Below are 23,861 nucleotides of genomic sequence, written 5' to 3' on the forward strand. Positions count from 1 at the left end.
TCGGGTCAGCGCCAGCGTTCGGGGGTGACCGGGGCTTCCCAGGCGCGGGAGTAGCGCCGTTTGTCGGGGCCGGCGATCTCCTTGCTGCGGTACACGACGTAGGGGCGGACCAGGTAGCCGACGGGGGCGGAGAACATGTGGACGAGGCGGGTGTATGGCCACACGGCGACCAAGGCCAGGACGAACAGGCCGTGGGCTTGGAATGTCCACGGGGTGCCGACCATCAGTTCCGGTTGAGGGCTCGAGGTGAAAAGGCTGCGGAACCAGGGGGAGACCGTTTCGCGGTAGTTGTAGGTGCCCCACAACAGGTTGCTGCCCATGGTGTTGAGCAGCCCGGTGATCAATGCTCCGGCCAGCAGGAAGTACATGAACTTGTCGTTGGTCGTGGTGGCCTTGCGAACCGCGGGCACGGTCAGGCGACGGTACATCAGGATTCCGATACCGGTGATCACCGCGAGACCCGCAACGCTGCCGGCCGATACCGAGAACAGGTGATACATATGGTCGCTGATCCCGATGGCAGCCGTCCACGATTCCGGGATGAGTACTCCGATCACATGGCCGAAGAACACACCCAGCATGCCGAAATGGAACAGCGGGCTGCCCATACGCAGCAGGCGGGATTCGTAGATCTGCGAGGAGCGGGTGGTCCAGCCGAACTGGTCGTTGCGGTAGCGCCAGATATGACCGAGCACGAACGATGTGAAAGCCACGTACGGCAGGGTCATCCACAGGAAAGTGGTCACCGGGCCCTCCTCGGAGCAAAATCATGCGGTCCGCGCAGGCGGAGGTAGCGCATCATCGGCGGCCTTCCGATCGGTCCGGCATCGTCGGGTCGATGGCGAAGGGGTCGAGTCCGACCTCTTCCTCGGGCGGACCCTGCGCGGCGAGTTCGGCGATCTTGCGCCGGTCCGCGGTGGTGGGCGGGGCGAGGGTCGCCAGAACGGCGGCCAGTACCCCGGCATAGGGCGACCCGGCATCGGATAACGACAGCCGCAGCAGCTCTATCACCGGGACGTGTTCGCCGAGAAGACGTTCGCCGCCCACGGGGTCCACGGTGGCGGCGAATTCGAGCAGCACCGGCAGGTGATCGGGGAGTTCGGTGTCGTCGAGTTCGACCCCGGCCTGCCGGTAGGCGTATTTGAACCGCAGCAGCGCCATACCGCGTTTGCGGGTGTCACCGTAGGCGTAGAAGGTGAGGTGCAGGCTGGCACGGCGGCGCATATCGAAGGTTTCGACGTAGTGTGCGGCCAGGTCGAGCTGCGGGGTGGTGCGCAGGTGGTCGCAGAACTCCGCGAGGTGGGTGCGCACCGGTTCCGGTAGCTCGCCGACGGCCGCGATCACCTGGTCGAGCATGGTGATCGTGGCGGTGGCGGGATAGTCGAGCAGCAGGGCGGTGGTCCGCCAGACGAGCCGGCGGTCCCGTTCGCTCATCGCGACCGTGGGTTCGGGCCGGCGGCGTAGTTTCAGGAGCGCCATCGAGCACTCCGCTCACATGTCATCGTGTAGGTCACCGGCCGACCTCCGAAGGTTCGGCAGCACCTGCACCGTTCGTGCTGACGGGGATCAATCCGTCGGTGCTCTTCCCGTCCCAGTCGAGCAGGTTGATCCGGCCCGATTTCTCTTCCGGTGCGGCATCATTCGCATCGGTGAGCTGGAACTTCTCCACCATCTGGTCGAAGGCGGTCATTCCCGGACCCCCGTCGTTGTCCAGGCTGCAGCCGGTGGCGAGCGAGTCCAGTTCGTGTGCCTGTGCGCCCGCGCCGGTCGGGATCACGTAGCGGTGCTCGTATTTCGCGATGGCCAGCAGCCGGTACATGGCTTCGATCTCTTCCGGTTCCAGCCGGACCGAGGGCGCGATGGCCGGATCGGGTTCCTGCCCGAGGTTGATGGACCGCATGAACGCGCGCATCCCGGCGAGCCGCTGCAACGCCGCGCGCACCGGGCCGACATCGCCCGCGGTGAACAGTTCGGCCAGGTATTCCACGGGGATGCGGAGGGCGTCGATAGCGCCGAACAGGTTGGCGTGGTCCTCGCCGTCGTGCCCGGTGTCGGTCAGCACATCCACTACCGGCGAGAGCGGCGGGACGTACCAGACCATCGGCATGGTGCGGTATTCCGGATGCAGCGGTAGCGCGATCTGATAGTCGACGATGAGTTTGTAGACCGGGGAATCCTGCGCGGCCTGAATCCATTCCGGCGAGATGCCGGCTCGTTCGGCTTCGGCGACGACCCGTGGATCGTGCGGGTTGAGGAAGACCCCGAGCTGGCTCGGATACAGATCCTTGTCCTCGGTGACCGAGGCCGCCTCGAGCACCGCGTCGGCGTCGTAGAGCATAACGCCGATATAGCGCAGCCGGCCGACGCAGGTTTCCGAGCATACGGTCGGAATACCGACCTCCACTCGCGGATAGCAGAAGGTGCATTTCTCGGCTTTGCCGGTTTTGTGGTTGAAGTAGATCTTCTTGTACGGGCAGGCGGTCATGCATTGCCGCCAGCCACGGCATTTGTCCTGGTCCACCAGGACGATGCCGTCCTCGGAACGTTTGTAGATCGCGCCGGACGGACACGATGCCGCGCACGACGGATTCAGGCAGTGTTCGCAGATACGCGGCAGGTAGAACATGAAGGTCTCTTCGAATTCGAGCTTCACCTTCTCGGAGACCCGGGACAGCAGCGGATCCTTACCGACCTGTTCCGGCCCGGAGCCGAGATCGTCGTCCCAGTTCGCGCCCCAGGTGACCTTCGTATCCTCGCCGGTGATCAGCGATTTCGGCCGGGCAACCGGTGTGGTGTCGATGGCCGGGGAGGACAGCAGGTTGTCGTATTCGTAGCTCCAGGGCTCGTAATAGTCTTCGATGGTCGGCAGGTCGGGGTTGGCGAAGATATTCAGCAGCCGCTTGAACCGCGACCCCGATTTGAGCGTCAGCCTGCCCCGTTTGTCGAGAGTCCAGCCGCCCTTCCACTTCTCCTGGTCCTGATATTGCCGCGGGTACCCCTGGCCGGGCCGGGTTTCCACATTGTTGAACCAGACGTATTCGGTGCCGCCACGGTTGGTCCAGGCCTGTTTGCAGGTGACCGAGCAGGTGTGGCATCCGATACATTTGTCCAGATTCATGACCATGGCCATCTGCGCCATCACACGCATAGCTGGACCGCCTCTCCGGGAATTTGCGAATGAGCCGGTTGCGCCATATCAGTACCTGACTTCCTGGCTGCGGCGGCGGATGGTGGTGACCTCGTCGCGCTGGTTACCGGTGGGTCCGTGGTAGTTCAGCGCGAACGACTGCTGGGCGTAACCGCCGATCAGATGCGTGGGTTTGATCATGATCCGGGTGAGGGCATTGTGGATACCGCCGCGTTTACCCTTGCCTTTGAAGGTTTCGCCCGGCTCCGCGATTCCCTCGATCCGCGGGACGTCCACCGCACGGTCCTGCGCGTGGTACATGAACACGGTGCCCTCGGGCATCCGGTGCGAGACGATGGCGCGGGCCACCACCACACCGTTGCGGTTGATCGCCTCGATCCAGTCGTTGTCGGCGACACCGATTTTCGCCGCGTCCTTATCCGACATCCAGATGGTCTGCCCGCCACGCGACAGCGTGAGCATATGCAGGTTGTCCTGGTAGGCAGAGTGGATGGACCATTTGGAGTGCGGGGTCAGATAACGCACGGTGATACCGCGTTCGCTCACCTCGCCGACCCCGGGTTCGGCGAACAACGCCGTCATATCCAGCGGCGGCCGGAAGGTGGGCAACTGTTCGCCGAGTTCGATCATCCAGTCGTGGTCGAGGTAGAAATGCTGGCGCCCGGTGAGGGTGTGCCACGGTTTGAGCCGTTCGGTGTTGATGGTGAACGGCGAATACCGGCGGCCACCGGTTTCCGAGCCCGACCATTCCGGTGAGGTGATCACCGGTACCGGGCGCGCCTGGGTATCGGCGAAGGTGATCCGTTTGCCCTCGTGTTCGGCGGCCAGATCGGCCAGTTCGGTACCGGTGCGCCGTTCGAGCGCCTGGAAACCTTCCACCGCGAGCCGGCCGTTGGTGGTACCGGACAGCGCCAGGATCGCCTCGGCGGCATGGCTGTCCTTGGCCAGCGACGGCCGCCCCTGCGCTACCCCGGATACCACCGTGCCGTTCATTCCCGCGAGGTATTCGACCTCGGCATCGGGGTGGGTGGTGATCCCCTTTGTGGTGACGCCGAGGGTGTCGATCAGCGGCCCGAGCGCGGCCATCTTCTCGGCGATCTTCGAATAGTCGCGTTCGACCACCACGATTTTCGGCATGGTCTTACCGGGAATCGGTTCGCATTCCCCGGCCTTCCAGTCCAGTACCTTGCCCCCGGCCTGTGCCATGGCATCCGGCGAATCGTGCTGCAGCGGCACCGCGACGATATCTTTGCGCACCCCGAGATGTTTCTCGGCCAGCCAGGAGAAACCGCGGGCGATCCGGTGGAACGCCTCGAAATCGGTTTTCGCCTCCCACGGCGGCGAGATGGCCGGGGTGAAGGCGTGCACGAACGGATGCATATCCGTCGAGGACAGATCGTGTTTCTCGTACCAGGTGGCGGCCGGGAGCACGATATCGGAGAACAGCGTGGTGCTGGTCATCCGGAAGTCGAGAGAGAGCAGCAGGTCGAGTTTCCCGGTGGCGGCCTCGTCGCGCCAGACCAGTTCCTCGGGGCGGACCCCGGCGGTATCGGTGGTCTGCAGATTCGAATCCGCGCCGAGCAGATGCCGGTGGAAGTATTCGTTGCCTTTACCGGAGGAACCCAGCAGATTGGCCCGCCAGACCGTGAGCACCCGCGGGAAGTTCTCCGGAGCGTCCGGGTCTTCGCAGGCGAAACGCAGATCGCCGGATTTGAGACCGTCGACCACGTGCTCGGCTGCGGTGCGTCCGGCCGCCTCGGCCTCGTCGGCGAGGTCGAGGGGGTTGCGGTCGAAGGTCGGATAGGAGGGCATCCAGCCCAGACGGGTGGCCAGGGCGATATTGTCCGCGGCTGTGCGGCCGGCGAACGTTCCTTTGCCGAGGGGGGAGGCAAAGGTTTCGGCGGTGAACGGATCGTAGCGCCACTGGTCATTGGTCAGATACCAGAACACCGTGCCCTGCATCTGCCGCGGCGGACGCTGCCAGTCCAGGCCGAAGGCCAGGGTGGACCAGCCGGTCACCGGGCGGCATTTCTCCTGACCCACATAATGCGCCCACCCACCACCGTTGACGCCCTGACAGCCGGTGAGCAGGGTCAAGGTGAAGAAGGACCGGTAGATCTGATCGGAATGGAACCAGTGGTTGGTACCAGCACCCATCAGGATCATCGACCGGCCGCCGGAACGGTCGGCGTTATCGGCGAACTCGCGGGCGATCCGCCGGGCCTGCACGGCCGGGACGCCGGTGATGGCCTCCTGCCAGGCCGGGGTGTACGGCTCGGTGGCGTCGTCGTAGCCGGTGGACCAGGTTCCGGGGAGGCCCGGGCGGCCCACGCCGTACTGGGCGAGCAGCAGATCGAACACCGTCGTGACCCGTTTACCGGCAACGACTTTCGTCGGCACACCGCGCGTCAGGACGCCGGGGATATCGCTGTCGAACCGGGGGAACTGTACGGCCGCGGCATCGTCGGTGCGGCCGTACAGCGTCAGGAGCGGTTCGACACCGTCGAGGTCCAGATTCCATCGGCCGGTTCCGTTCTCACCGAACCGATCCCCCAGCGATCCGTTCGGCACCACCGCAGTCCCGTCCGAGTCCAGCACAACAGTCCGGAACTCGGCGCCCTCGTCGGTGTTGCCGAGATCGGCGGCGGTGAGGAATTTGCCCGGCACCGCGACCCCGTCCGCGCCCTCGTCCACGGTGATCAGGAACGGCAGATCGGTGTATTTGCGGACATAGTCCAGGAAACGCGGCGTACTGCGGTCGACGAAGAACTCCCGCAGCACCACATGCCCCATCGCCATGGCCAGCGCGGCATCGGTTCCCGGCCGGGCGGCGACCCATTCATCGGCGAATTTGGTGTTGTCGGCGTAATCCGGCGACACCACCACAACTTTCTGACCGCGGTAGCGCGCTTCGGTCATGTAGTGGGCGTCCGGGGTGCGGGTCACCGGGACGTTCGAGCCCCACATGATGAGGTACCCGGCGTCGAACCAGTCCGCGGATTCCGGCACATCGGTCTGATCGCCGAACACCTGCGGCGAGGCGACGGGCAGATCGGCGTACCAGTCGTAGAACGACAGCATCGACCCGCCCAGCAGGGAGATGAACCGGGCGCCGACGGCATGGCTGACCATGGACATCGCCGGGATCGGTGAGAATCCCGCGACCCGGTCGGGGCCGAACTCCTTGATGGTGTGCACATGCGCGGCGGCCGCGATCTCGGCGGCCTCCCACCATTCGGCGCGGACGAATCCGCCCTTACCCCGCGCGGCCTTGTACTGCCGGGACCGTTCGGGATCGGCGACGATATCGCCCCACGCGAGTACCGGATCCTTCAATCGCTGCTTGGCTTCCCGGTACATCTCCAGCAGCGTGGAACGTACGTACGGGTACCGGACCCGCGCCGGGGAATAGGTGTACCAGGAAAAGGACGCGCCGCGCGGACAGCCGCGGGGCTCGTATTCGGGTTTGTCCGACCCCACCGACGGATAGTCGGTCTGCTGCGATTCCCAGGTGATCACACCGTCTTTCACGTAGATCTTCCAGGAACACGAGCCCGTGCAGTTCACTCCGTGGGTGGAGCGCACCACCTTGTCGTGCGACCAGCGGTCACGATAGAACTCATCGGCGTCGCGCCCGCCGACCTTGTGCACGGTGCGGTGATCGGCCGAGACCTCACCGCGCTGGAAATATTTGCCCAGCCGCAGGAGCGCGTCGCCCGCGCCCGGTTCCCCGGCCGCGATTTTCGAAGCGATAGGTGAACCCGGAGTACGTGAAGCAACCACGACGCCCCCTTTTCTGCACGCGGTGAAATCGGGCTGACGCCTCGACTGTAAGGACGCCGCCCGACCTGGCCAAACGGCTTTCTCACAACGAAAATCGCAGGTCGGTGAGCTGTGAGGGCGCCGCAATGTGGTGGTGACCGCACGGGTCCGGGTGATACTAGGGCCCGGAATGACCACCAGGGGAAACGGGCCGCGAGGCGAAAGATCGGACGTTTCTGCGGCATCCAACGGCCGGGCCGGTGAAATTTCGGAAATGGCCGCTTCTCCAGTGGTTTACATTTGTTTACATATTGCGGCGGGTCACATCGGGCCGGAACAGCCGCCCCTGGGGCAGGGACCTTCTACACAGCGGGAAGCCACCGGCTTCGTATCCGGGCGCGGTGCGCCTACGATTGCTGCCCGATCCGACTGCCGCCGGCGGTCGCCCGATCAACTTCGAGGTGCACCATGGTCAGGCCTGTGCCGGTGTTGCGGGGGCGGAGAACTACTGCTCGCCTCCTGGCCGCTGTCGCGGCGATAATGCTGGCCGTCGGTACGACGGCAGTCGTCGGCACGGTCTCCGTCCCCGGCCGGGCCGCTGCGGCCCCGTCGGCCGCCGCCCCCGGGGTGACCGTGTACCCCGGTATGGAGGTCAGGCGTAGCGAGATCGTGGACGGCAAGGTCGAGATCAGCCGCTGCACGGTGGGGCTCACGGGCACGATCGGCACGGCACGGTACGCGGTCACCGCGGGACACTGCTACCGCAACGGAGTTGTCACCGATAAGAACAGCAATCCGATCGGCTGGTACGAATTCCACCGGCCAGACGAGGGCCTGACCTTCGGATTCGCGCTGATCCGGCTGTACGACGGTGTCGGGGTCGCGGCCAGTATGGGCAGCTTCGGCCTGTCGTCGGTGGACCTGAAGCCGCAGATGAACCAGCAGGTCTGCAAACTCGGTGCGACCACCGGCTGGAGCTGCGGAACGATCACCGAAATCACGGACCGCTACCTCTACACGACCAACACCCTGGGCGCGGAGGGCGGCGATTCCGGCGCGGTGGTCTACCGGCAGACCTCCGACGGGCACGCCGCCTTCGTCGGCCTCCTGGTGGCCTTCGATGAGGATGCGGGCCACAGCGCGGTGGTGGAGCCCGCCGAATGGCTTTTCGATCAGATCGACAAGTACGGCCCCACCCGCGACAATCCGTTCGTCTGGTACCGCGTCTGACCCGGTTCAGACACCCAGCGCGCCCGCGAAAACCGGCCAGGACCGGTGCAGATCGTCCTGCCAATAAGCCCAGGCGTGCGTGCCCGGATGGAAGTGCACGGTCGCCGGGATCTGCCTGGCGGCCAGCGCGGCCGCCAGTGGGCCGGTGCAGTTGTTGACGATGGATTCCATCGTGCCGCCGACCAGCACCCGGTCGGCCAGCCGGAGCGGGTCGCCGTCGATACCGCGGGAATTCAGTACCTCATGCGGGCCCGGGGCCCCGTTACCGGAGGAGATGTAGAGCGCCGTGCCCCGCAACCGGTCCAGGTGCAGCATCGGGTCGTGTTCCAGCCACGCGGGATGGCCCGGGCCGCCCCACATATTGGTGGCGTTCGCCCCGAACAGCGCCAGCTGCGAGTACACGATGGCGCGCGCCGCCGGGTCGCTGGTGCGGGGGCAGCCGCTGTACGCGCCGACCGCCTGGTAGAGGCCGGGTGCGTGGACGGCCAGATTCAATGCCGAGGTCGCCGACATCGACAGCCCGGCCACCGCATTGCGGCCGGTCATCCCGAAGCGGGCGTCGAGCAGCGGCGGCAGTTCGCGGGTGAGGAAGGTTTCCCATTTGTTGCGGCCCAGGACCGGGTCGTCGGCGAGCCAGTCGGTGTAGTAGCTGGCCCGGCCGCCCATGGGCACGATCACGTTGACCGGTTTACCCGCGAAGAACTCGGCCACGTCGGTGCGCCGCATCCACGGGCCGCCGTCCTCGCCGCCGTCGACGGCGTTGAGCAGATACAGCGCGGGCGCGCCCGTTCCCGGATGCGAAAGCCACAGCGTGACGGGTTTGTCCATCGCGGCGGAATGTACCACCACCTCGAACTGCCGGCCGCCGAGCGGACGTACATCCACGATCCGGGCGGGCCCCTCCGCGGCGGCCGGGCCCGCCGCGATTCCCGTCGCCACCAGCGCGAAAGACAGCGTGAACAGGTACACCAGGCAACGCGGCAGCCGGTACATGCCGTGGTTTCTACCACGGCGCGATACCCCGTACGGCGTTATCACCTGGCGTGTTCGTCGCGGGCGTGCACTCGCAGCGCGGTGATTGCGGTGGCGTCTGCATCCGGCACCCGCATCCGTTCGGCGATCGACCAGCGCAGAGCGCGGGGCAACTGCGGTGCGACCTTGCCGAAATACGCGTACAGCCAGTCGGTGCGCGCGACCAGGAACGGGTAGTCGGTGGTCATCATGGGACGGATCACCAGCATCGGCAGCGGTGCGTCCAACGGACGGAAGGCGGCGTTCCACAAGCCCGGGACCCGGCATCCCGGGTAGAACTGGCCGAGCATCAGGCCGTCGCGCACCACCTCGGTCTTGTGGCGGCGGTGCACGGTGTCGATCCGGTCGGTGCGGGTGAGTCCGGGGAAGATCGTCACCGCGGTCAGGCGACGATCGTCGGACTCCCCGGCCCGCAGACGGTTGTACAGGGCGTGGGCGTCCAGGACGGCCGCCGAGAGGTCCTCGACGGTCAACTCGTCGCCCCCGCGGATCACGGCGGCCCACAGGGCATGGTGGTTCGTGGTCTGGCGGATGAACGGGCATACCGGACCGTCACGGCCCAAGTCGGGATGTGGATGCACGAGATGGTCGGCGATCCAGCGGGTGAGTACCGCGGCATCGGGATGTTGTGCGGCCCAGCGCTCGGCGTCGTCGTAGACATCGCGCCAGCTCCGGTCGGTCCGCGGCCCGCGATACACGTGGGCTGTCGCGGGTACCGGACGTTCGGGGTTCACCGGCCGGCTCATCGGCTTCCCGCCCGTACGGCGAGCTCGGCCGGATATCGGTCCAGGATCGGCGCGATCACCGCGACGGATTCGGGATTCATCAACCGGCCGTGCTCGGTATCGACCGGATACTCGCGCAGTTCCCCGGTGACGAACGGCCGCCACATCTGCACGTCGAGCATTTCGGTCATACCGCGGGTCGCCGAGAAGTACAGCAGGTCACCGTCGAAGACACCGGGACGGTACCGGGCCGATATCTCGACTCCCGCCACGTAGGCCCGATGCAGGCGGTCGAGTTGGCCGGCGGTCAGCCCCGCGCCCAGGGTCGGCCCCGCCGCCGCCAGTTCCGCGGCCGCTTCGGCGGCGGTCGATTCCGGAGCTTGTGCCGCCGCCTCCGCATCGGGTTCGTCACCGAGCAGGTGGGTGAGCAGATCCCGCATCCGCGGCCGCGGTGGTGGTGGAGTGTCGGGCGGAAAGACGACACTGTCGAGCATGGCCAGCAACGCGACCTCACGGCCGAGATCGCGTAACCGGACCGCCACGGCATGGGCGAGTTGGCCACCGAGCGACCAGCCCAGCAGATGGTAGGGGCCTTCCGGCTGCACCCGCAGGATCTCGCGCAGATAGCGATCGGCGAGGGTATCGGCCGTGGTGACCTCCGGGTCCGGGGAAGTCAGCACCGGCGACTGGACTCCGTAGACCGGGCGGTCGGCGATCCGGTGCGACAATCCCGCGTAACACCACGCCAGCGGTACCGCGGAATGGAAACAGAACAGTGGCGGCCGGGAGCCGTTGCGGCGCAATGGAAGAATTACCTGTAAGCCCTCCGCACCGTCGGCGCCGTAGCCGTCCGCAGTCCCGTGCCACCGGGCCGGCGATACCGAATCCGGCGCTTCACTGGTTATGCGGTCGCCGCCACCCTCATCTCTGTCGGCCGAAGTGCCGCAATGCCGGTACCCCGCGATACGGTCGGCCAGCTCCGCCACCGTCGGCGCGGTATACAGCCAGCGTACGGTCACCGGAACGCCCGTCACCTCGGCGAGCTCGGCCGAAAGCGTCACGCCCAGTAGCGAATTACCGCCGAGCGCGAAGAAATCGTCGTCCAGTCCGATATCCGGACGGCCGACCACACCACCCACCCGCTGCGCGACCAACCGCTGCACATCCGTCTCCGGGGGGCGGTAGGCGCGGGACAGCACCGGTTCCGGCAACCTGCCCCGGTCCAGCTTCCCGTTGGGCGTCAACGGAATCCGATCGATCTCTAGTAACACCGCAGGCACCAGCGCGGCAGGCAGTACGGTGCGGATCCGGCTCAGCGTGGCGACCGGATCGAATCGGTGACCCGCGGCAACCACCACATAGGCGGCCAGGCACGGGGCCGGTCCGGGTTCGCCCGCCACCGCAACCACCGCCTGCGCGATTTCCGGTCCCGCGGTGAGCGCCGATTCGATCTCACCGGGTTCGATCCGGCGGCCGTGCAGACCGAGCTGACGATCGGCCCGGCCGAGGTATTCGAAGCCGCCGGGATCGGCGCGCACCAGATCCCCGGTTCGATACAGGCGTTGCCCGGTACCCGCCGGATCGGCCACGAACCGGGCGGCCGTGGTCGCGGGATCGTGCAGATATCCGAGCGCGACACCCGGTCCGCCCAGATATAGTTCGCCCCGCCCGCCCACCGGTACCGGTCGCAGCCGGCGATCCAGTTGCACCGCTCGCACCTCCGGCAATACAGGTCCGATCAGCACCGGATCGGCCGGGGACAGTGGAGCGCTCTGCATCGTCATCACGGTCGTCTCGGTGGGACCGTAGCCGTTGTACAACCGCACCCGCGGCGTCCAGCGCCGGACGAGTTCGGTGCCGGGGGACTCGCCGCCGGTCACCACCGCCCGCAGGCTCGGCAGCCGGGCCGGGTCGAGACTGCTCAGGACCGCGGGAGTACTCAGCAGATGCGAGATCTCCGCGGTACGGATCAATTCGGTGAGCTGTCCCCCCGCCACCGGCCCCGCGGGAGCGACCACCAGCCGCGCCCCCACCGCGAACGCCGCGAGCAGCTCCAGCAGATGCGCGTCGAAAGCAGGCGAATGGGCGTGCAGGACAACGGAATCCGCATCCACCCGATACCGCTCGACCAGGTAGTCGGTGAGCGGCCCCAACCCACGATGACCGACGAGCACACCTTTCGGCATTCCGGTGGTGCCCGAGGTATGGATCAGATACGCGGGATGGTCCGGATACAGAGCCGCCCAGGGCGCCCGCTCACCGCCACCCGCTACCGGGTAGCTCCGCGAGGGTTCCCTCGGCGGCGCCGCCCTTGCGGCCCGATGGTCCAACTCCAGCCAGCGCACCGACTCGCCGCTGCCCGGCCCCGCGGTCACCGCACGGGTCCCATCCGCTGCGGACAAGCCCGGCCGCACCGCCGTCACCGTGAGCCCGAGCCGGATTCCCGCGGCCGCGAGCACGGCCGCGATCCGGTGGGGCGGGTCGGCGGGGTCGATCGGTACGAAGCAGGCGCCCGCGGTGGCGACCGCCCAGAGCGCGAGCACCGATTCGATCGAACGCGGGACGACCACCGCGACCGGCGTCCCGGGGCCCGCACCACGGTCGATCAGTTCCTGTGCCCAGCCGCGCGAGAGATCGTCCAACCGGCGGTACGTCAGGGATCGGTTGCCTTCGCGCACGGCCACCGCATCCGGGCGCATTCCCATACGCAGAAGCTCGGGCAGCAGCCGCACCGTCGCAGCGGGCGACGGGGAATCCCACGGGGTCTCTGCTTTTCGCGGAACGAAGCCCGGTACATCCGGATCCGGCTCGGGTTCGCCGAGGCATGCGACCGGATCGCCCGGTGCGGCGGTGAGGAAACGGTGCAGGTAGATGAGGAATCCGCGGTGATACCAGGCGAGGGCGGCGGCCGAATAGCGGGCGGGATTGCCCTGGAAGTCGATACTGATACTGCTCTCGTCCGGACCCAGCTGATACCCGTTGACCAGTAGATCCTCGACCGGTCCCAGCGACAGCAGCTGTGCCTGCCCGGTGAGTGGTCCCAACCGCAGCGGTTCCACGAAACCCAGCACGTTGATCACCGGCCCGAATCCGCCGCGCTCCACCCGGCCGCGACCGCGGTCGTGCTGGATCTCCTCGTACGGATACCGCTGATGACGCAGCGCCGCAACGATCTTCGTACGTACCCCGGCAACTCCGACACCGACGGTGTCCCGGGTGATACCGGTGAGCCGCAACGGTACGACATTCGATACCGATCCGGCCGACCGGCGCAGTACGGCCGTCGTACGTGCCGGAACGGGGAGTGTGATCACAGGGTCGTCGTTCCCGGTGAGCTGGGCGAAATAGCAGGCGAAGGCGGTGATCAGCAGTTCGCCGAAGGATGCGCCGTACTGGTCGCGGGCGGCAGCGACCGCACCGGCGGTCGCCGGTCCGACCACCGCCGAAACCCGGTGCGGCCGTGGCCGCGGTGCCGCAGGGTGGCCGGCCAGACCCACCGGCTCGGCCAGACCCGACAGCGCGGAAAGCCAGTACTCCTTATCGGCCACCGCCCGCGCCGACCGCCGATAGGTCTCCTCGGCGGCGAGCAGCCCGGCGGTGTCCAGCGCGCCGGGCTCGCCCGCCTCGGTATCGGTGACGGCGGCCCGATACAGCTCACCGGTGCGCCGTAACAGTGCAACGGCGCCGGCACCGTCGAGAACCAGGTGGTGGCTGCGCAGATACAGCAGATGCCGGTCCGGGGCCACCCGGTACAGCGTCGCGACGGTGAGATCGTCGGTGCGCGGATCGAGCGGGGCGAAGTGGTCGTCCGCCATCCGGTCGAGTGCCGCGGTGACCGGATCGGTGTGATCGGCGAGATCACAGACGAAGAACGGGAGATCCGTATCCGCGAACACCTGCCGCGGCCGGCCGTCCACTTCCCGCACCCGGATACCGGGCGATTCGAGCTCCCGGGCCGCGCGACGCCCACATTCGCGCATCAGCTCGACCTCGATCGGCCCCCGCAGATCCAGGTACATGGCCACGGTGTTCGGAATCCCGGGATACAACTGCTGCGCCACCCACCACCGCAGTTGAGCGGCCGACAGCGGATGATCCGATCCCGTACTTTCCTGGTGCCTCACCTGGACCGCGCCTCCTGCATTGTCCGGCCGGCCCGGAAATACGGAACAGCGCGCGACGCCGATCCACGCGCGTCCGGTACCCGGCCGGCCGCTACGACTACCTGCGGAATCACCTGCGGCGAACACTACGCCTGCCCAGCAAGGTAATGCACCGGCTCCGTTCTCCAGCGCAATCTCTCTGCCGAACCAGGATGCTGCGCTAATATGTTTTTATGCGCACAACGATCGACCTACCGCCTGAACTCATGCGCGCCGCCAAGATCGCCGCCACCGAGCGCGGACTCAGCCTCAAGGACCTCTTCACAAAGGCCCTGGCACATGAGGTAGGCGCAGGTGTCCATCCGCCGAAATCCGGACGTGTCCGGTTTCCGTTGGTCGGCGCAGCGGATGCCCCGCACAAGGTGGATCTGAGCAACGCGGACCTCGAAGAGGCACTCGGAAACGACGACGCCGCCAAGTACGCATGACAGCGCTCGTCGACGTGGGCGTGTGGCTGGCTGCGGTATGGGGCCGCCATATACACCATTCCGCAGCCGCGACATGGTTCGACCGCCACCCGGGCGACCTTGTGATGTGCCGGGTTACCCAAACCTCGCTACTACGATTGCTTTCCAATCCCTCGGTCATGCAGGGTGATGTCCTCACCCGCAGTGCAGCATGGCGAGTGATCGATCAACTTCTGGCCGATGAGCGAGTGGCCTGGGCCGATGAACCGGTCGACCTGGAGCCTGTATTCCGGGCTTTGTCTGCGCGCGACGAGACGAGCCACAAGCTGTGGACCGACGATTATCTCGCCGCGTTCGCCCAGACCAGCGGTGCGGAGTTGGCAACGCTCGATCGAAAACTAGCGGCCCGGTATCCGTCGATCCAGGTCGTCACGATTGCGGGATAGCGGTTCCCGTCGGAGGCAGGGTGGGACTGCCGGACCGTTCGCGTAGCGCAGCGCGGTAGCGGTCGGCGATCAACCGGACCACGGCGGGATGTACGCCGATCGGGGCGGCTACCCCCGTCGCGCCGGCCTGGTGCAGACGCTCGTGGAAAAGTCCGTGCGCCAGCAGGTAGGAGGCAACGAACACGCGGTCCCGCCCCTCCTCACGCAACTTCGCCACGATCTCCGGAACGCGCGGTGCGCCCGTGGCGACATAGGCCGTGCGCACCGGTGTGGCGAGTTGTGCGGTGAGCATAGCGGCGGCGCGGTTCACATCCGCGCGAGCTCGCGGATCGGAAGAGCCCGCAGCCGCGAACACCACGGCATCGCCCGGGCACCAGCCGGCCGCGCGCAACCGCACGGCCATGATCCGCGCCAAGGCGGGATCCGGACCCATTGCGGCGGTCACCGTCACAGCGGGATGGGCGCTATCGCGCACTTCCCGCGGCACATCCTGATAGACGTGATAGCCCGAAGCCAGAAACGCCGGAACCACCACGGCCGACGCCGGTTTCGCACTATTCGGAGACTGTGCGACGAGATCGTGCAGCACTTCCGACGGTGAGGGGCCGAGAACATCGACGAAGGCGGTGCGCACCGGCGTGCTCTTCGTAGGCCGACCGGAGACCGCGCCGAGTTCTGGGTCGACGGCACAACCGCATACCGCGGTTCCGTGCACAGCGGGAAGTATCGCTGTGCGGCGAACCCGCGCGGGCCGGCCGGTGCCTGTGTCCGGCCCGGCAGCCGCGTTGTGCACGCAATGGGTTGCGACCGGCACCGGCCGGTGCCCCAGTTCGCGACCCACCGCCTCGGCCAGCGCGGCGATCATCTCCACCCCCTTACCGCTGCGGGTTCCGTGCGCCACCAAGACCAACGCGGGCGTTTCCGGCGCGTTCACCCGGGAACCACCGTGCGCACATAGCGGGTGTTACCGGCCGGTGCCGCGGGCGCGGCGGCGACGTTGTTATCGGTGCATTCGGCCGGGTCCATGGCCAGCCGGTAACCGCGTTTGACCACGGTCTGGATCGCTTTCGGTGTCCCCAGCCCCGCCCGCAGCCGGGCGATGGCGGTCTCCACCGCGTGGGTGTCGTCACCCCCGCCGGGCAGGGCGGCCAGCAGATCCTCACGCGACACCACCCGCCCGGGATACCGGGCCAGCGAACGCATCAATGCCATCGGTGCGGGGGCGAGTTGTTTCACCGTGCCGTCCACCACCACGCAGGCGCCGCGCACGCTGATGGTGTGCCCGGCGGCGTTGATCCGGCCGGCGCGGCGCGGTAGTTCCTCGGCCACATGGCGGGCCAGGGCGCCCAGCCGCGCGCGGCCGGGCATCGTGACCGGAACACCCAGTTCCTCCAGCGGCGCCGCGGTGATGGGGCCGACGCAGGCCGCCGGTACCCGGCTGCGCAGAGCGTGCAGAACACCCTCGAGCACACCGGTTTCCTTGGCGCGCATCAGCATCGACGCCACCGCGGGCGCACTGGTGAAGGTCACACAGTCGATGGCCGAGGTCATGATGGCCTCGATGAGGTTGTCCATCGGACCGCGATCGGCGGGCGGCTCCCACCGGTACACCGGCACCGGCACCACATCGGCGCCGGCGCAGCGCAGCACCTCACAGAAATCGGGGACCGGTTCCCATTCGGTGGTCGCGCCGTGCAACTGCACCGCGATCCGCACCCCCTCGACGCCTTCCGCGAGCAGATGGTCGAGCACCTCCGCCGACGATTCGGACGCAGGCGACCATTCCTCCCGGAGTTCGGCCGCCCGGATCGCCCCCTTCGCCTTGGGCCCGCGGGCCAGCATCCGGGTGCCACCGAATGTGGTGCGCAACTGTTCGGCCAGCCCCCAGCCCTCGGCCGCCTCCATCCAGCCGCGGAAACCGATCCCGGTGGTGGCGACGGCGATCTGCGGTGGGTCGGCGACGAGTTCGCGGGTCACCCGTTCGAGTTCGGTGTCGTCGGCCAGCGGAATGATCCGGATGGCCGGCGCGGACACGACCGTCGCGCCCCGCCGGGTGAGCAGGGTGGCGAATTCCTCGGCGCGCCGGGCCGCGGTGATACCGATGGTGAACCCGGCCAGCGAGGCGTTCGTATCCGGAACCGTCATGCGGGGACGCCGTCCGCGGTCATGACGAGGGGTTCGTCGGAAATCGAGACGAGGCCGCCGTCCACGCGCACGGCGTATACCGGCAGCGATTCGGTCACATCGTCCAGGCAATGCCCGTCGAGCAGCGAGAAGGCCTGCTTCAACAGCGGCGACGCGACGACCGGTTCGCCGCCGCGATCACCGACGATCCCGCGCGACATCACCGCCGCCCGGCCGAAGGGGTCGATATTGCCGACCGCGTACAGCGTGCCCTCGGGCAGCAGGAACAGTGCTGCCTGGGCCCCGCCGGGCAGCAGCACCGCTACGCCGCGGCCGGGAATCAGGTAGTCGAGCCGGCAAGCCTGCGTCCACCCTGTGGTGGCCGGGGCAACGCCAGGGGTATCGATCACGGTCATGGTGTTCTCCTCCACACGCCTCCCCCATTGGTACCGGCGCACTGTTTCCACTCGGTTAAGCCGTCATTTCCCACTCGTACCGGCCGGCTCCGGCATCGCCGGCAGGCTGTTTCTGTTCGGCCTGCCCGCAATGCCCTCCGTGGTTACATTCCACTGCCGCCTCCGGGCATTGCCGGCAGGCCGAGCAGCACCGGAACCTTGCGTTCTCCGCTGTCGTCGAACGAGATCGTCGGATCCGCTTCGGCCGGGGCGTTGACGAAGGAGACGAACCGGGAAAGCTTCTGTTCGTCCTCGAGTACCGCGGCCCATTCGTCGCGATAACCGGCCACATGCGATTGCATCGCCGCTTCCAGGTCGGCCGCGATACCGAGACTGTCCGCGCAGACCACCTCGCGCACGTAGTCGATCCCCAGATCCTCCTGCCACGGCGCGGTGCGCTGCAACCGGTCCGCGGTGCGGATGTAGAACATCAGGTAGCGGTCGATATAGGAGATCAGGGTTTCGTCGTCCAGATCGCCGGCCAGCAGCACCGCATGCCTCGGAGTGAGACCGCCGTTACCGCCGACGTAGAGGTTCCAGCCGTTCTCCGTAGCGATCACACCGACGTCCTTGCCGCGGGCCTCGGCGCATTCCCGGGCACAGCCGGAAACGGCCAGCTTCAGTTTGTGCGGTGACCGCAGCCCGCGGTAGCGCTTCTCCAGCAGGACCGCCATCCCGACCGAATCCTGCTGGCCGTACCGGCACCAGGTGGACCCGACGCAGCTCTTGACGGTACGCAGCGATTTACCGTAGGCGTGGCCGGATTCCATCCCGGCATCCACGAGCCGCTTCCAGATGAGCGGCAACTGTTCGACGCGCGCACCGAAGAGATCGATCCGCTGGCCACCGGTGATCTTGGTGTAGAGCCCGAACTCCTTGGCGACCTCACCGATCACGATCAACTGTTCGGGCGTCACCTCCCCGCCCGGCATCCGCGGCACCACCGAATAGGTGCCGTTCTTCTGCATATTGGCCAGGAAATGGTCGTTGGTGTCCTGTAGCGCGGCCTGTTCGCCCTCCAGGATGTGCTCGCTGGAAGTGGAGGCCAGGATCGAGGCGACCGTCGGTTTGCAGATATCGCAGCCGATCCCCTTGCCGTGCCGGGCGATCAAATCGGAGAAGGTGCGGATACCGGTGGCCTGCACGATCTGGAACAGTTCGGCACGCGACTGTTCGAAATGCTCGCACAGCGCCTTCGACATTTCGACGCCGGATTGTTCGAGCACCTTCTTGATCATCGGCACACAGCCGCCGCAGGAGGTCCCGGCCTTGGTGCAGGCCTTGATCGCGGGGATATCGCAGGCACCGTCGGCGATGGCCCCGCAGATGGCGCCCTTGCTCACATCGTTGCAGGAGCAGATCTGGGCTTCGTCGGGCAGCGCGTCAGCGCCCAGTTCCGCCCCGGCCGGGGAGATCAGCGCGGCCGGTTCGGCCGGTAGCGGGCGCCCGACCAGCGGCCGCAGCGCCGCATACTGGGTGGCGTCGCCCACCAGGATGCCGCCGAGCAGGGTCTGCGCATCGTCGGAGATCACCAGTTTCGCGTAGGTGCCGCGCGCCGCATCGTGCAGCACCACCGACAGCGCCCCCTCGGTGTGGCCGTGCGCGTCACCGAAGCTGGCCACATCCACGCCCAGCAATTTGAGCTTGGTGGACATATCGGCGCCGGGGAACTCACCGGCGCCCCCGAGCAACCGGTCGGCCACGACCTCGGCGGTCGTGTAACCCGGCGCGACCAGGCCGTAGCAGACACCTTCGACCGCGGCGCATTCACCGATGGCGTAGATATTCGGATCGGAGGTCGCCAGCCCCAGATCCGTGACGATACCGCCACGCGGGCCGACCTCGAGGCCGGCGTCGCGGGCGATCTGGTCGCGAGGGCGGATACCTGCGGAGAACACCACCAGGGCGGCATCGATCGTGGTGTCGTCGGAGAGACCGATCCGCAACCGCCCGGCGGGGTCCGCCGCCTCGTCCCGTTCGATGCCCTGGGTGCCGACACCGGTGTGTACCTGCAGTCCCAGATCGGAGACCAGTTTCTCCAGGATCGCGCCGCCGCCCTCGTCGACCTGCGCGGGCATCAACCGGTCGTTGTACTCGATCACATGGGGGGTCATGCCGAGCATCCGCAGCGCGTTGGCGGCCTCCAGGCCGAGCAGACCGCCGCCGACGACCACACCGTGCGCCCCCGGACCCGCCGCCTCGGCCGTCGCCTTGATGCCGTCGAGATCGGCGAGGGTGCGGTAGACGAAGCATTCCGGGTGTTCGTGCCCCGGCACGGGGGGCACGAACGGATAGGAACCGGTGGCCAGCACGAGCGCGTCGTAATCGAGTACCGCACCGTCGCCGGTGGTCACCTTCTGCGCGTCCTTGTCGATGGCCTCGGCGCGCTGTCCGAGGCGCAGGTCCACCAGTTCGTCACCGGCGTACTCGTTACCCGGCAGCGCCAGCGCGGCCGGATCCCAGTTGCCGACGTAGGAGGACAACCCCACCCGGTCGTAGGCGGGCAGCTGTTCCTCGCCGAGTACGACGACCTGCCACTGCCCGGCTTCGTCCCGGGAGCGGAGCGCCTCGACGAAGCGGTGCCCGACCATGCCGTGACCGGCGACGACGACTGTCTTGCGCTGTGCGTTCATGGTGTCTGTCCTCCGTGGGGATCCGGGATCAGGCCGGCGACCGGGCGGACCGGGTTTCGCCTGGCTGGGTGGACGAGGCGCCGGATTCGGCCCGGCGGACCAGGGACTCGGCGCCGGCGACGATTTCGCGGCCGGGCGCCGGAGCGGCGGGGCGACGCAGGAACACCGCCCAGGTGACCGCGGCGCAGGCGATATAGAACGCCATGAACACCCAGAATGCGGTGGTCGCCGACTGTGTCGAGGCGTAGGACGAGCGCAGTACCAGGTTGATTCCCACGCCGCCGAGCGCGCCGATGGCGCCGACGAAACCGATGAGCGCACCGGAGGTGTTCTGCGCCCAGGCGGCACGTTCGGCGGGACTCCCGTCGAGACTGCGCGATTTGGCCTCGAACACCGACGGGATGATCTTGGTGACCGAGCCGTTGCCCACGCCGGACAGCACGAACAGCGCCACGAAACCGCCGACCAGCACCGCGAGCACCGGGCCGGAGAAACCGTTCGCCGAACCATCCGCGATCGTCGAGGCCACGGCCACCACCACGGCCGCGACCATCATCGCCACGAAAGTGACCACGGTGACCTTGCTACCGCCGATCCGGTCGGCCAGTTTGCCTCCGTAGGGCCGCGCCAGCGAACCGAGCAGCGGCCCGATGAAAGCGATCTGCGCGGCGTGCAGGGTGGCCTGAGCCGCTGTCTCCCCGCCGGCGACGAAACTGATCTGCAGGACCTGACCGAAGGCGAAGCTGTAACCGATGAACGAGCCGAAGGTACCGATGTAGAGGAACGAAACCGCCCAGGACTGCGGCACTTTCAGCGCGGTGAGCATAAAGGACAGATCGGCCTTCTGATTCGGCAGATTGTCCATGAACAAGGCCGCGCCGAGCCCGGCGAGCACGATCAGCACCAGGTACGCCGCGCAGATCACCGAGGCGTATTCGTTGCCGAGGGTCGCGATGACCAGCAGGCCGAGCAGCTGGATCACCGGAACACCGATATTGCCGCCGCCCGCATTCATACCCAGGGCCCAGCCCTTGAGGCGCTGCGGGTAGAAGGCGTTGATATTGGTCATCGACGAGGCGAAGTTGCCGCCGCCCAGCCCGGCGAACGCCGCCACGATCAGGAATGTCGTGTACGACGTTCCCGGCTGGTTCACGAAGTACAGCGTGAGCAGAGTCGGGATCAGCAGTGCCACGGCGCTGAACACCGTCCAGTTGCGGCCGCCGAAACGGGCCGTCGCGACCGTGTACGGGATTCGCAGAATCGCGCCGACCAGGGTCGGTACCGCGACCAGGAAGAACTTGCCGGCGGCATCGATACCGTAGGTTTCGGCCGGCATGAACAGCACCATGACCGACCAGATGGACCAGATGGAGAATCCGATGTGTTCGGCGACGACCGACCAGATCAGGTTGCGCGTCGCGATTTTCTTACCGCCGGCCTCCCAGGCCGCGGTGTCCTCCGCGTCCCAGCGCTCCAGCTTCGGCCGCTGGAACAACGCCTGCACGGCGCCGCGGCGGCTTTCTGTCTGCGTGTTCAAGGGGCCTCCCAACGTGGTTCGACCTAACGTTAGGAAACGGGTATTGCCGTAATGCTGCCCAAAATGACCGTCGAATCAACGGTTTCTCACGTGGTCAGCGCGGCCGGCGTGAGAAACCGGCGCTTGTTAACGCGCTGTCACAGAAGGGTTTCCGGGCGTCACGAACGTCCCACTTTCCCCCGGGAACGCGGTGAGGACCTGAACAAAGGATGACCTGTGTCACGAAACGGGCGCAACCCCGGCCGGCTCACTCGGTTGCGCGTTCGCCGCGCTCCGGCGTCCCGGCCGGGACGATCAACCGCCCGCGGGCCCATCCTCCAGCAGCCGCGGTTTACAGGCCTGCCAGGCGCCGATCAGCAGCACCACCACCGAGACCGCGAGCAGCGCGAACGGCGCTGCCCAGCCGCCGGTCACGGTGTGCAGCATCCCGAACACCAAGGGTCCGATACAGGCCAGTGCGTAGCCGACGCCCTGAGTGAACCCGGAAAGCGCCGCCGATCCCGCCGGGGTGCGCGTCCGAAGGTTGATCAGGGTCAACGCCATCGGGAAGGTGCTGGGGCCGAGTCCGAGGATGACCACCCACAGCACCGGCGCACTCATCGGCGCGATGAGCAGGCCGGCGAACGCCACCAGGAAACAGACCGCGCACCCGACCGCGACCGGGAAGGGATTTGTCATCCGGGCCGCCACCGTCGGCGCGGTCAATGCCGCGACCAGGCCCATGAGTGCGAACAAGGCGACCATCGAGCCGCCGAATGCCGCGTCCGCACCGGCGTCGGACAGGATGGTGGGCAACCAGGTGAATACGGAATAGGTGGTCAGCGAGGTCATCCCGAACATGGCCGACATACCCCAGGCCAGTGGCGAGCGCCACACCTTCGGGGCCGGGCCCGTCGCGCCGGGCAGTCCGGTTGTATCCGCCACAGCCCGGCCGCGCCGATTCCACAGGACACCGATCCAGGGCACGGCCGCGGCGAACCCGAGCAGCGCCCACACCCCCAGCGAGACCCGCCAGCCGTGCGTTTCGGCGAGCGGCACCGCCACCAGGGCGGGAATGACGGTACCGATCTGCACCATGGTGATGTAGAGCGCGCTCACCGTGGCCAGGCGATCGGGGAAGTAGCGTTTCACCAGCGGCGGGACCACGATATTGCCGATACCCATACCGCCGAGCGCCAGCGCGGAGAACAGCAGCAGTCCCACCGTTTCGGAGACGAGTACGCGGGCGAGCATGCCGATACCGGCGGCGGCCATGGCCGCCAGTACGGTCCACTCCAGCCCGATCCGCCGCGCCAGCATCGGGGTCAGCAGCCCGGTCACCGAGAACATCAGGGTCGGGATCATCCCGAAGACGCCGACGACGGCCGTGGAATAGCCGATATGTTCGCCGATCTCTTCGGCGAGAGGGGTGAAGGCGGTGACCGCGACCCGCAGGGTGAGGGCCGACATGACGATGGCCGCCAGAACCAGTAGGCGCCCTTCGATGAGTGAGCGTCGCCGGCCCGCGGTGGGCGGGTCGGCCGGACGGGAGGTCTCGGGCAACGCTGCAGTCACCGAGAAATCATAGGATGACCGTATGACCAGGACAAGGTAGTTGTGATGGGCGGTACTCTGTCTGCGTGCAAAGCGTTCGCCGCACCAGTCTCATCGCCCAGGTCACCGAGCAACTCAAAGAGGATATCCGCTCGGGACGCTGGCCGGTCGGGACGCGGATACCCACCGAACCCGAACTCGCCGAGCTGACCGGAACCGGCCGCAATACGCTACGCGAGGCCGTCCAGGCGCTGGTCCACGCCGGCATGCTGGAACGGCGGCAGGGTTCGGGTACCTATGTCATCGCGACCTCCGAGGTCGGCAGCACCCTCGAGAAGTATTTCGCCGAGGCCGCCGAACGCGATGTCCTGGAACTGCGCCACGGCCTGGAAGCCACCGCCGCCGCCTTGGCCGCCCACCGCCGCGACGAATCCGATATCGCCAAAATGCAGCGTCTGCTCGAGGAACGCAACCGGCTCTGGCCGACCGATCGCTCCGCCGCCATCGCCGCCGATGTACAACTGCACCGCGCGATCGTGGCCGCCAGCCACAACGCGGTGTATCTGGAGTTCTACGATTCCCTGCTCGGCCGGATCGAATCCTCCACCCGATCCCGCACCGACCGGATCGACGGCTGGTACAACGACGAGCACAGCGAACTGGTGC

17 protein-coding genes are annotated in these 23,861 nt (G+C 67.2%); 4 read left to right on the plus strand and 13 right to left on the minus strand.

All coding sequences use genetic code 11. The annotated features are described in order from the left end of the window. Positions 1 to 5: 5 nt before the first annotated feature. Genes narI through ON22_RS20050 form a run of 4 tightly spaced genes read right to left on the minus strand, consistent with a single transcriptional unit; the run spans position 6 to position 6,901 of the window. A complete protein-coding gene (gene narI / locus ON22_RS20035) occupies positions 6 to 746 on the minus strand; it encodes a respiratory nitrate reductase subunit gamma (protein ID WP_033243206.1) in 741 nt (246 codons plus the stop codon). A 52-nt stretch (positions 747 to 798) separates the two neighbouring features. After that, positions 799 to 1,479, minus strand: coding sequence for a nitrate reductase molybdenum cofactor assembly chaperone (gene narJ, locus ON22_RS20040; protein ID WP_033243207.1), 681 nt, complete (start codon positions 1,477 to 1,479; stop codon positions 799 to 801). A gap of 31 nt (positions 1,480 to 1,510) precedes the next feature. Next, positions 1,511 to 3,139, minus strand: coding sequence for a nitrate reductase subunit beta (gene narH, locus ON22_RS20045; RefSeq protein WP_051157865.1), 1,629 nt, complete (start codon positions 3,137 to 3,139; stop codon positions 1,511 to 1,513). A 57-nt stretch (positions 3,140 to 3,196) separates the two neighbouring features. Then, positions 3,197 to 6,901, minus strand: a complete 3,705-nt coding sequence (locus tag ON22_RS20050; RefSeq protein ID WP_051157866.1) for a nitrate reductase subunit alpha — start codon at positions 6,899 to 6,901, stop codon at positions 3,197 to 3,199. Positions 6,902 to 7,378: 477 nt separating this feature from the next. Here ON22_RS20050 and ON22_RS20055 point away from each other — a divergent pair, with 477 nt between their 5' ends. After that, entirely contained in the window at positions 7,379 to 8,140 is a 762-nt protein-coding gene (locus ON22_RS20055) for a chymotrypsin family serine protease (RefSeq protein WP_156052249.1), read from the plus strand. A 6-nt stretch (positions 8,141 to 8,146) separates the two neighbouring features. Here the strand turns inward: ON22_RS20055 and ON22_RS20060 are convergent, their stop codons facing one another. From ON22_RS20060 to ON22_RS20070, 3 genes are read right to left on the minus strand one after another with little or no spacing between them, the layout of a single operon-like run. Further along, positions 8,147 to 9,133 (minus strand): alpha/beta hydrolase, encoded by a 987-nt coding sequence (locus ON22_RS20060; protein ID WP_033243210.1) that lies wholly within the window; start codon positions 9,131 to 9,133, stop codon positions 8,147 to 8,149. Between the two features lie 41 nt (positions 9,134 to 9,174). Further along, entirely contained in the window at positions 9,175 to 9,906 is a 732-nt protein-coding gene (locus tag ON22_RS34790; RefSeq protein WP_231508384.1) for a DUF6875 domain-containing protein, read from the minus strand. 8 nt (positions 9,907 to 9,914) lie between these two features. Then, a complete protein-coding gene (locus ON22_RS20070; protein WP_051157862.1) occupies positions 9,915 to 14,021 on the minus strand; it encodes a non-ribosomal peptide synthetase in 4,107 nt (1,368 codons plus the stop codon). 212 nt (positions 14,022 to 14,233) lie between these two features. Between ON22_RS20070 and ON22_RS20075 the strand changes: the two genes are divergently transcribed. Together ON22_RS20075 and ON22_RS20080 are read left to right on the plus strand one after the other, a co-directional pair. Then, positions 14,234 to 14,488, plus strand: coding sequence for a hypothetical protein (locus tag ON22_RS20075; RefSeq protein WP_081595713.1), 255 nt, complete (start codon positions 14,234 to 14,236; stop codon positions 14,486 to 14,488). Further along, the gene (locus ON22_RS20080; protein ID WP_033243212.1) at positions 14,485 to 14,913 is read left to right on the plus strand and encodes a TA system VapC family ribonuclease toxin; all 429 of its coding nucleotides are present in this window, start codon (positions 14,485 to 14,487) and stop codon (positions 14,911 to 14,913) included. Before ON22_RS20075 ends, ON22_RS20080 begins: the two co-directional genes overlap by 4 nt. On the opposite strand, the gene ON22_RS20085 is transcribed toward ON22_RS20080, so the two are convergent. From ON22_RS20085 to ON22_RS20110, 6 genes are all read right to left on the minus strand, one after another. Beyond that, positions 14,897 to 15,847 (minus strand): sirohydrochlorin chelatase, encoded by a 951-nt coding sequence (locus tag ON22_RS20085; RefSeq protein WP_063820614.1) that lies wholly within the window; start codon positions 15,845 to 15,847, stop codon positions 14,897 to 14,899. The genes ON22_RS20080 and ON22_RS20085 overlap by 17 nt on opposite strands. After that, the gene (locus tag ON22_RS20090; protein ID WP_033243213.1) at positions 15,844 to 17,058 is read right to left on the minus strand and encodes a uroporphyrinogen-III synthase; all 1,215 of its coding nucleotides are present in this window, start codon (positions 17,056 to 17,058) and stop codon (positions 15,844 to 15,846) included. The genes ON22_RS20085 and ON22_RS20090 overlap by 4 nt, the downstream gene beginning before the upstream one ends. Next, positions 17,055 to 17,453, minus strand: coding sequence for a nitrite reductase small subunit NirD (gene nirD / locus ON22_RS20095; protein ID WP_033243582.1), 399 nt, complete (start codon positions 17,451 to 17,453; stop codon positions 17,055 to 17,057). The genes ON22_RS20090 and nirD overlap by 4 nt, the downstream gene beginning before the upstream one ends. Before the next feature lie 143 nt (positions 17,454 to 17,596). After that, positions 17,597 to 20,125, minus strand: a complete 2,529-nt coding sequence (gene nirB, locus ON22_RS20100) for a nitrite reductase large subunit NirB (protein WP_033243214.1) — start codon at positions 20,123 to 20,125, stop codon at positions 17,597 to 17,599. A gap of 28 nt (positions 20,126 to 20,153) precedes the next feature. After that, positions 20,154 to 21,629, minus strand: coding sequence for a nitrate/nitrite transporter (locus tag ON22_RS20105; RefSeq protein ID WP_174375609.1), 1,476 nt, complete (start codon positions 21,627 to 21,629; stop codon positions 20,154 to 20,156). Between the two features lie 327 nt (positions 21,630 to 21,956). Continuing rightward, positions 21,957 to 23,216: an MFS transporter gene (locus tag ON22_RS20110; protein ID WP_231508392.1), complete on the minus strand. Its 1,260-nt coding sequence runs from the start codon at positions 23,214 to 23,216 to the stop codon at positions 21,957 to 21,959. A 65-nt stretch (positions 23,217 to 23,281) separates the two neighbouring features. Between ON22_RS20110 and ON22_RS20115 the strand changes: the two genes are divergently transcribed. Then, positions 23,282 to 23,861: FadR/GntR family transcriptional regulator (locus ON22_RS20115; RefSeq protein ID WP_043740386.1), on the plus strand; the 580-nt coding region annotated here is incomplete at its 3' end.

Source organism: Nocardia carnea NBRC 14403 (assembly GCF_000308515.1).
GTDB lineage: Bacteria > Actinomycetota > Actinomycetes > Mycobacteriales > Mycobacteriaceae > Nocardia > Nocardia carnea.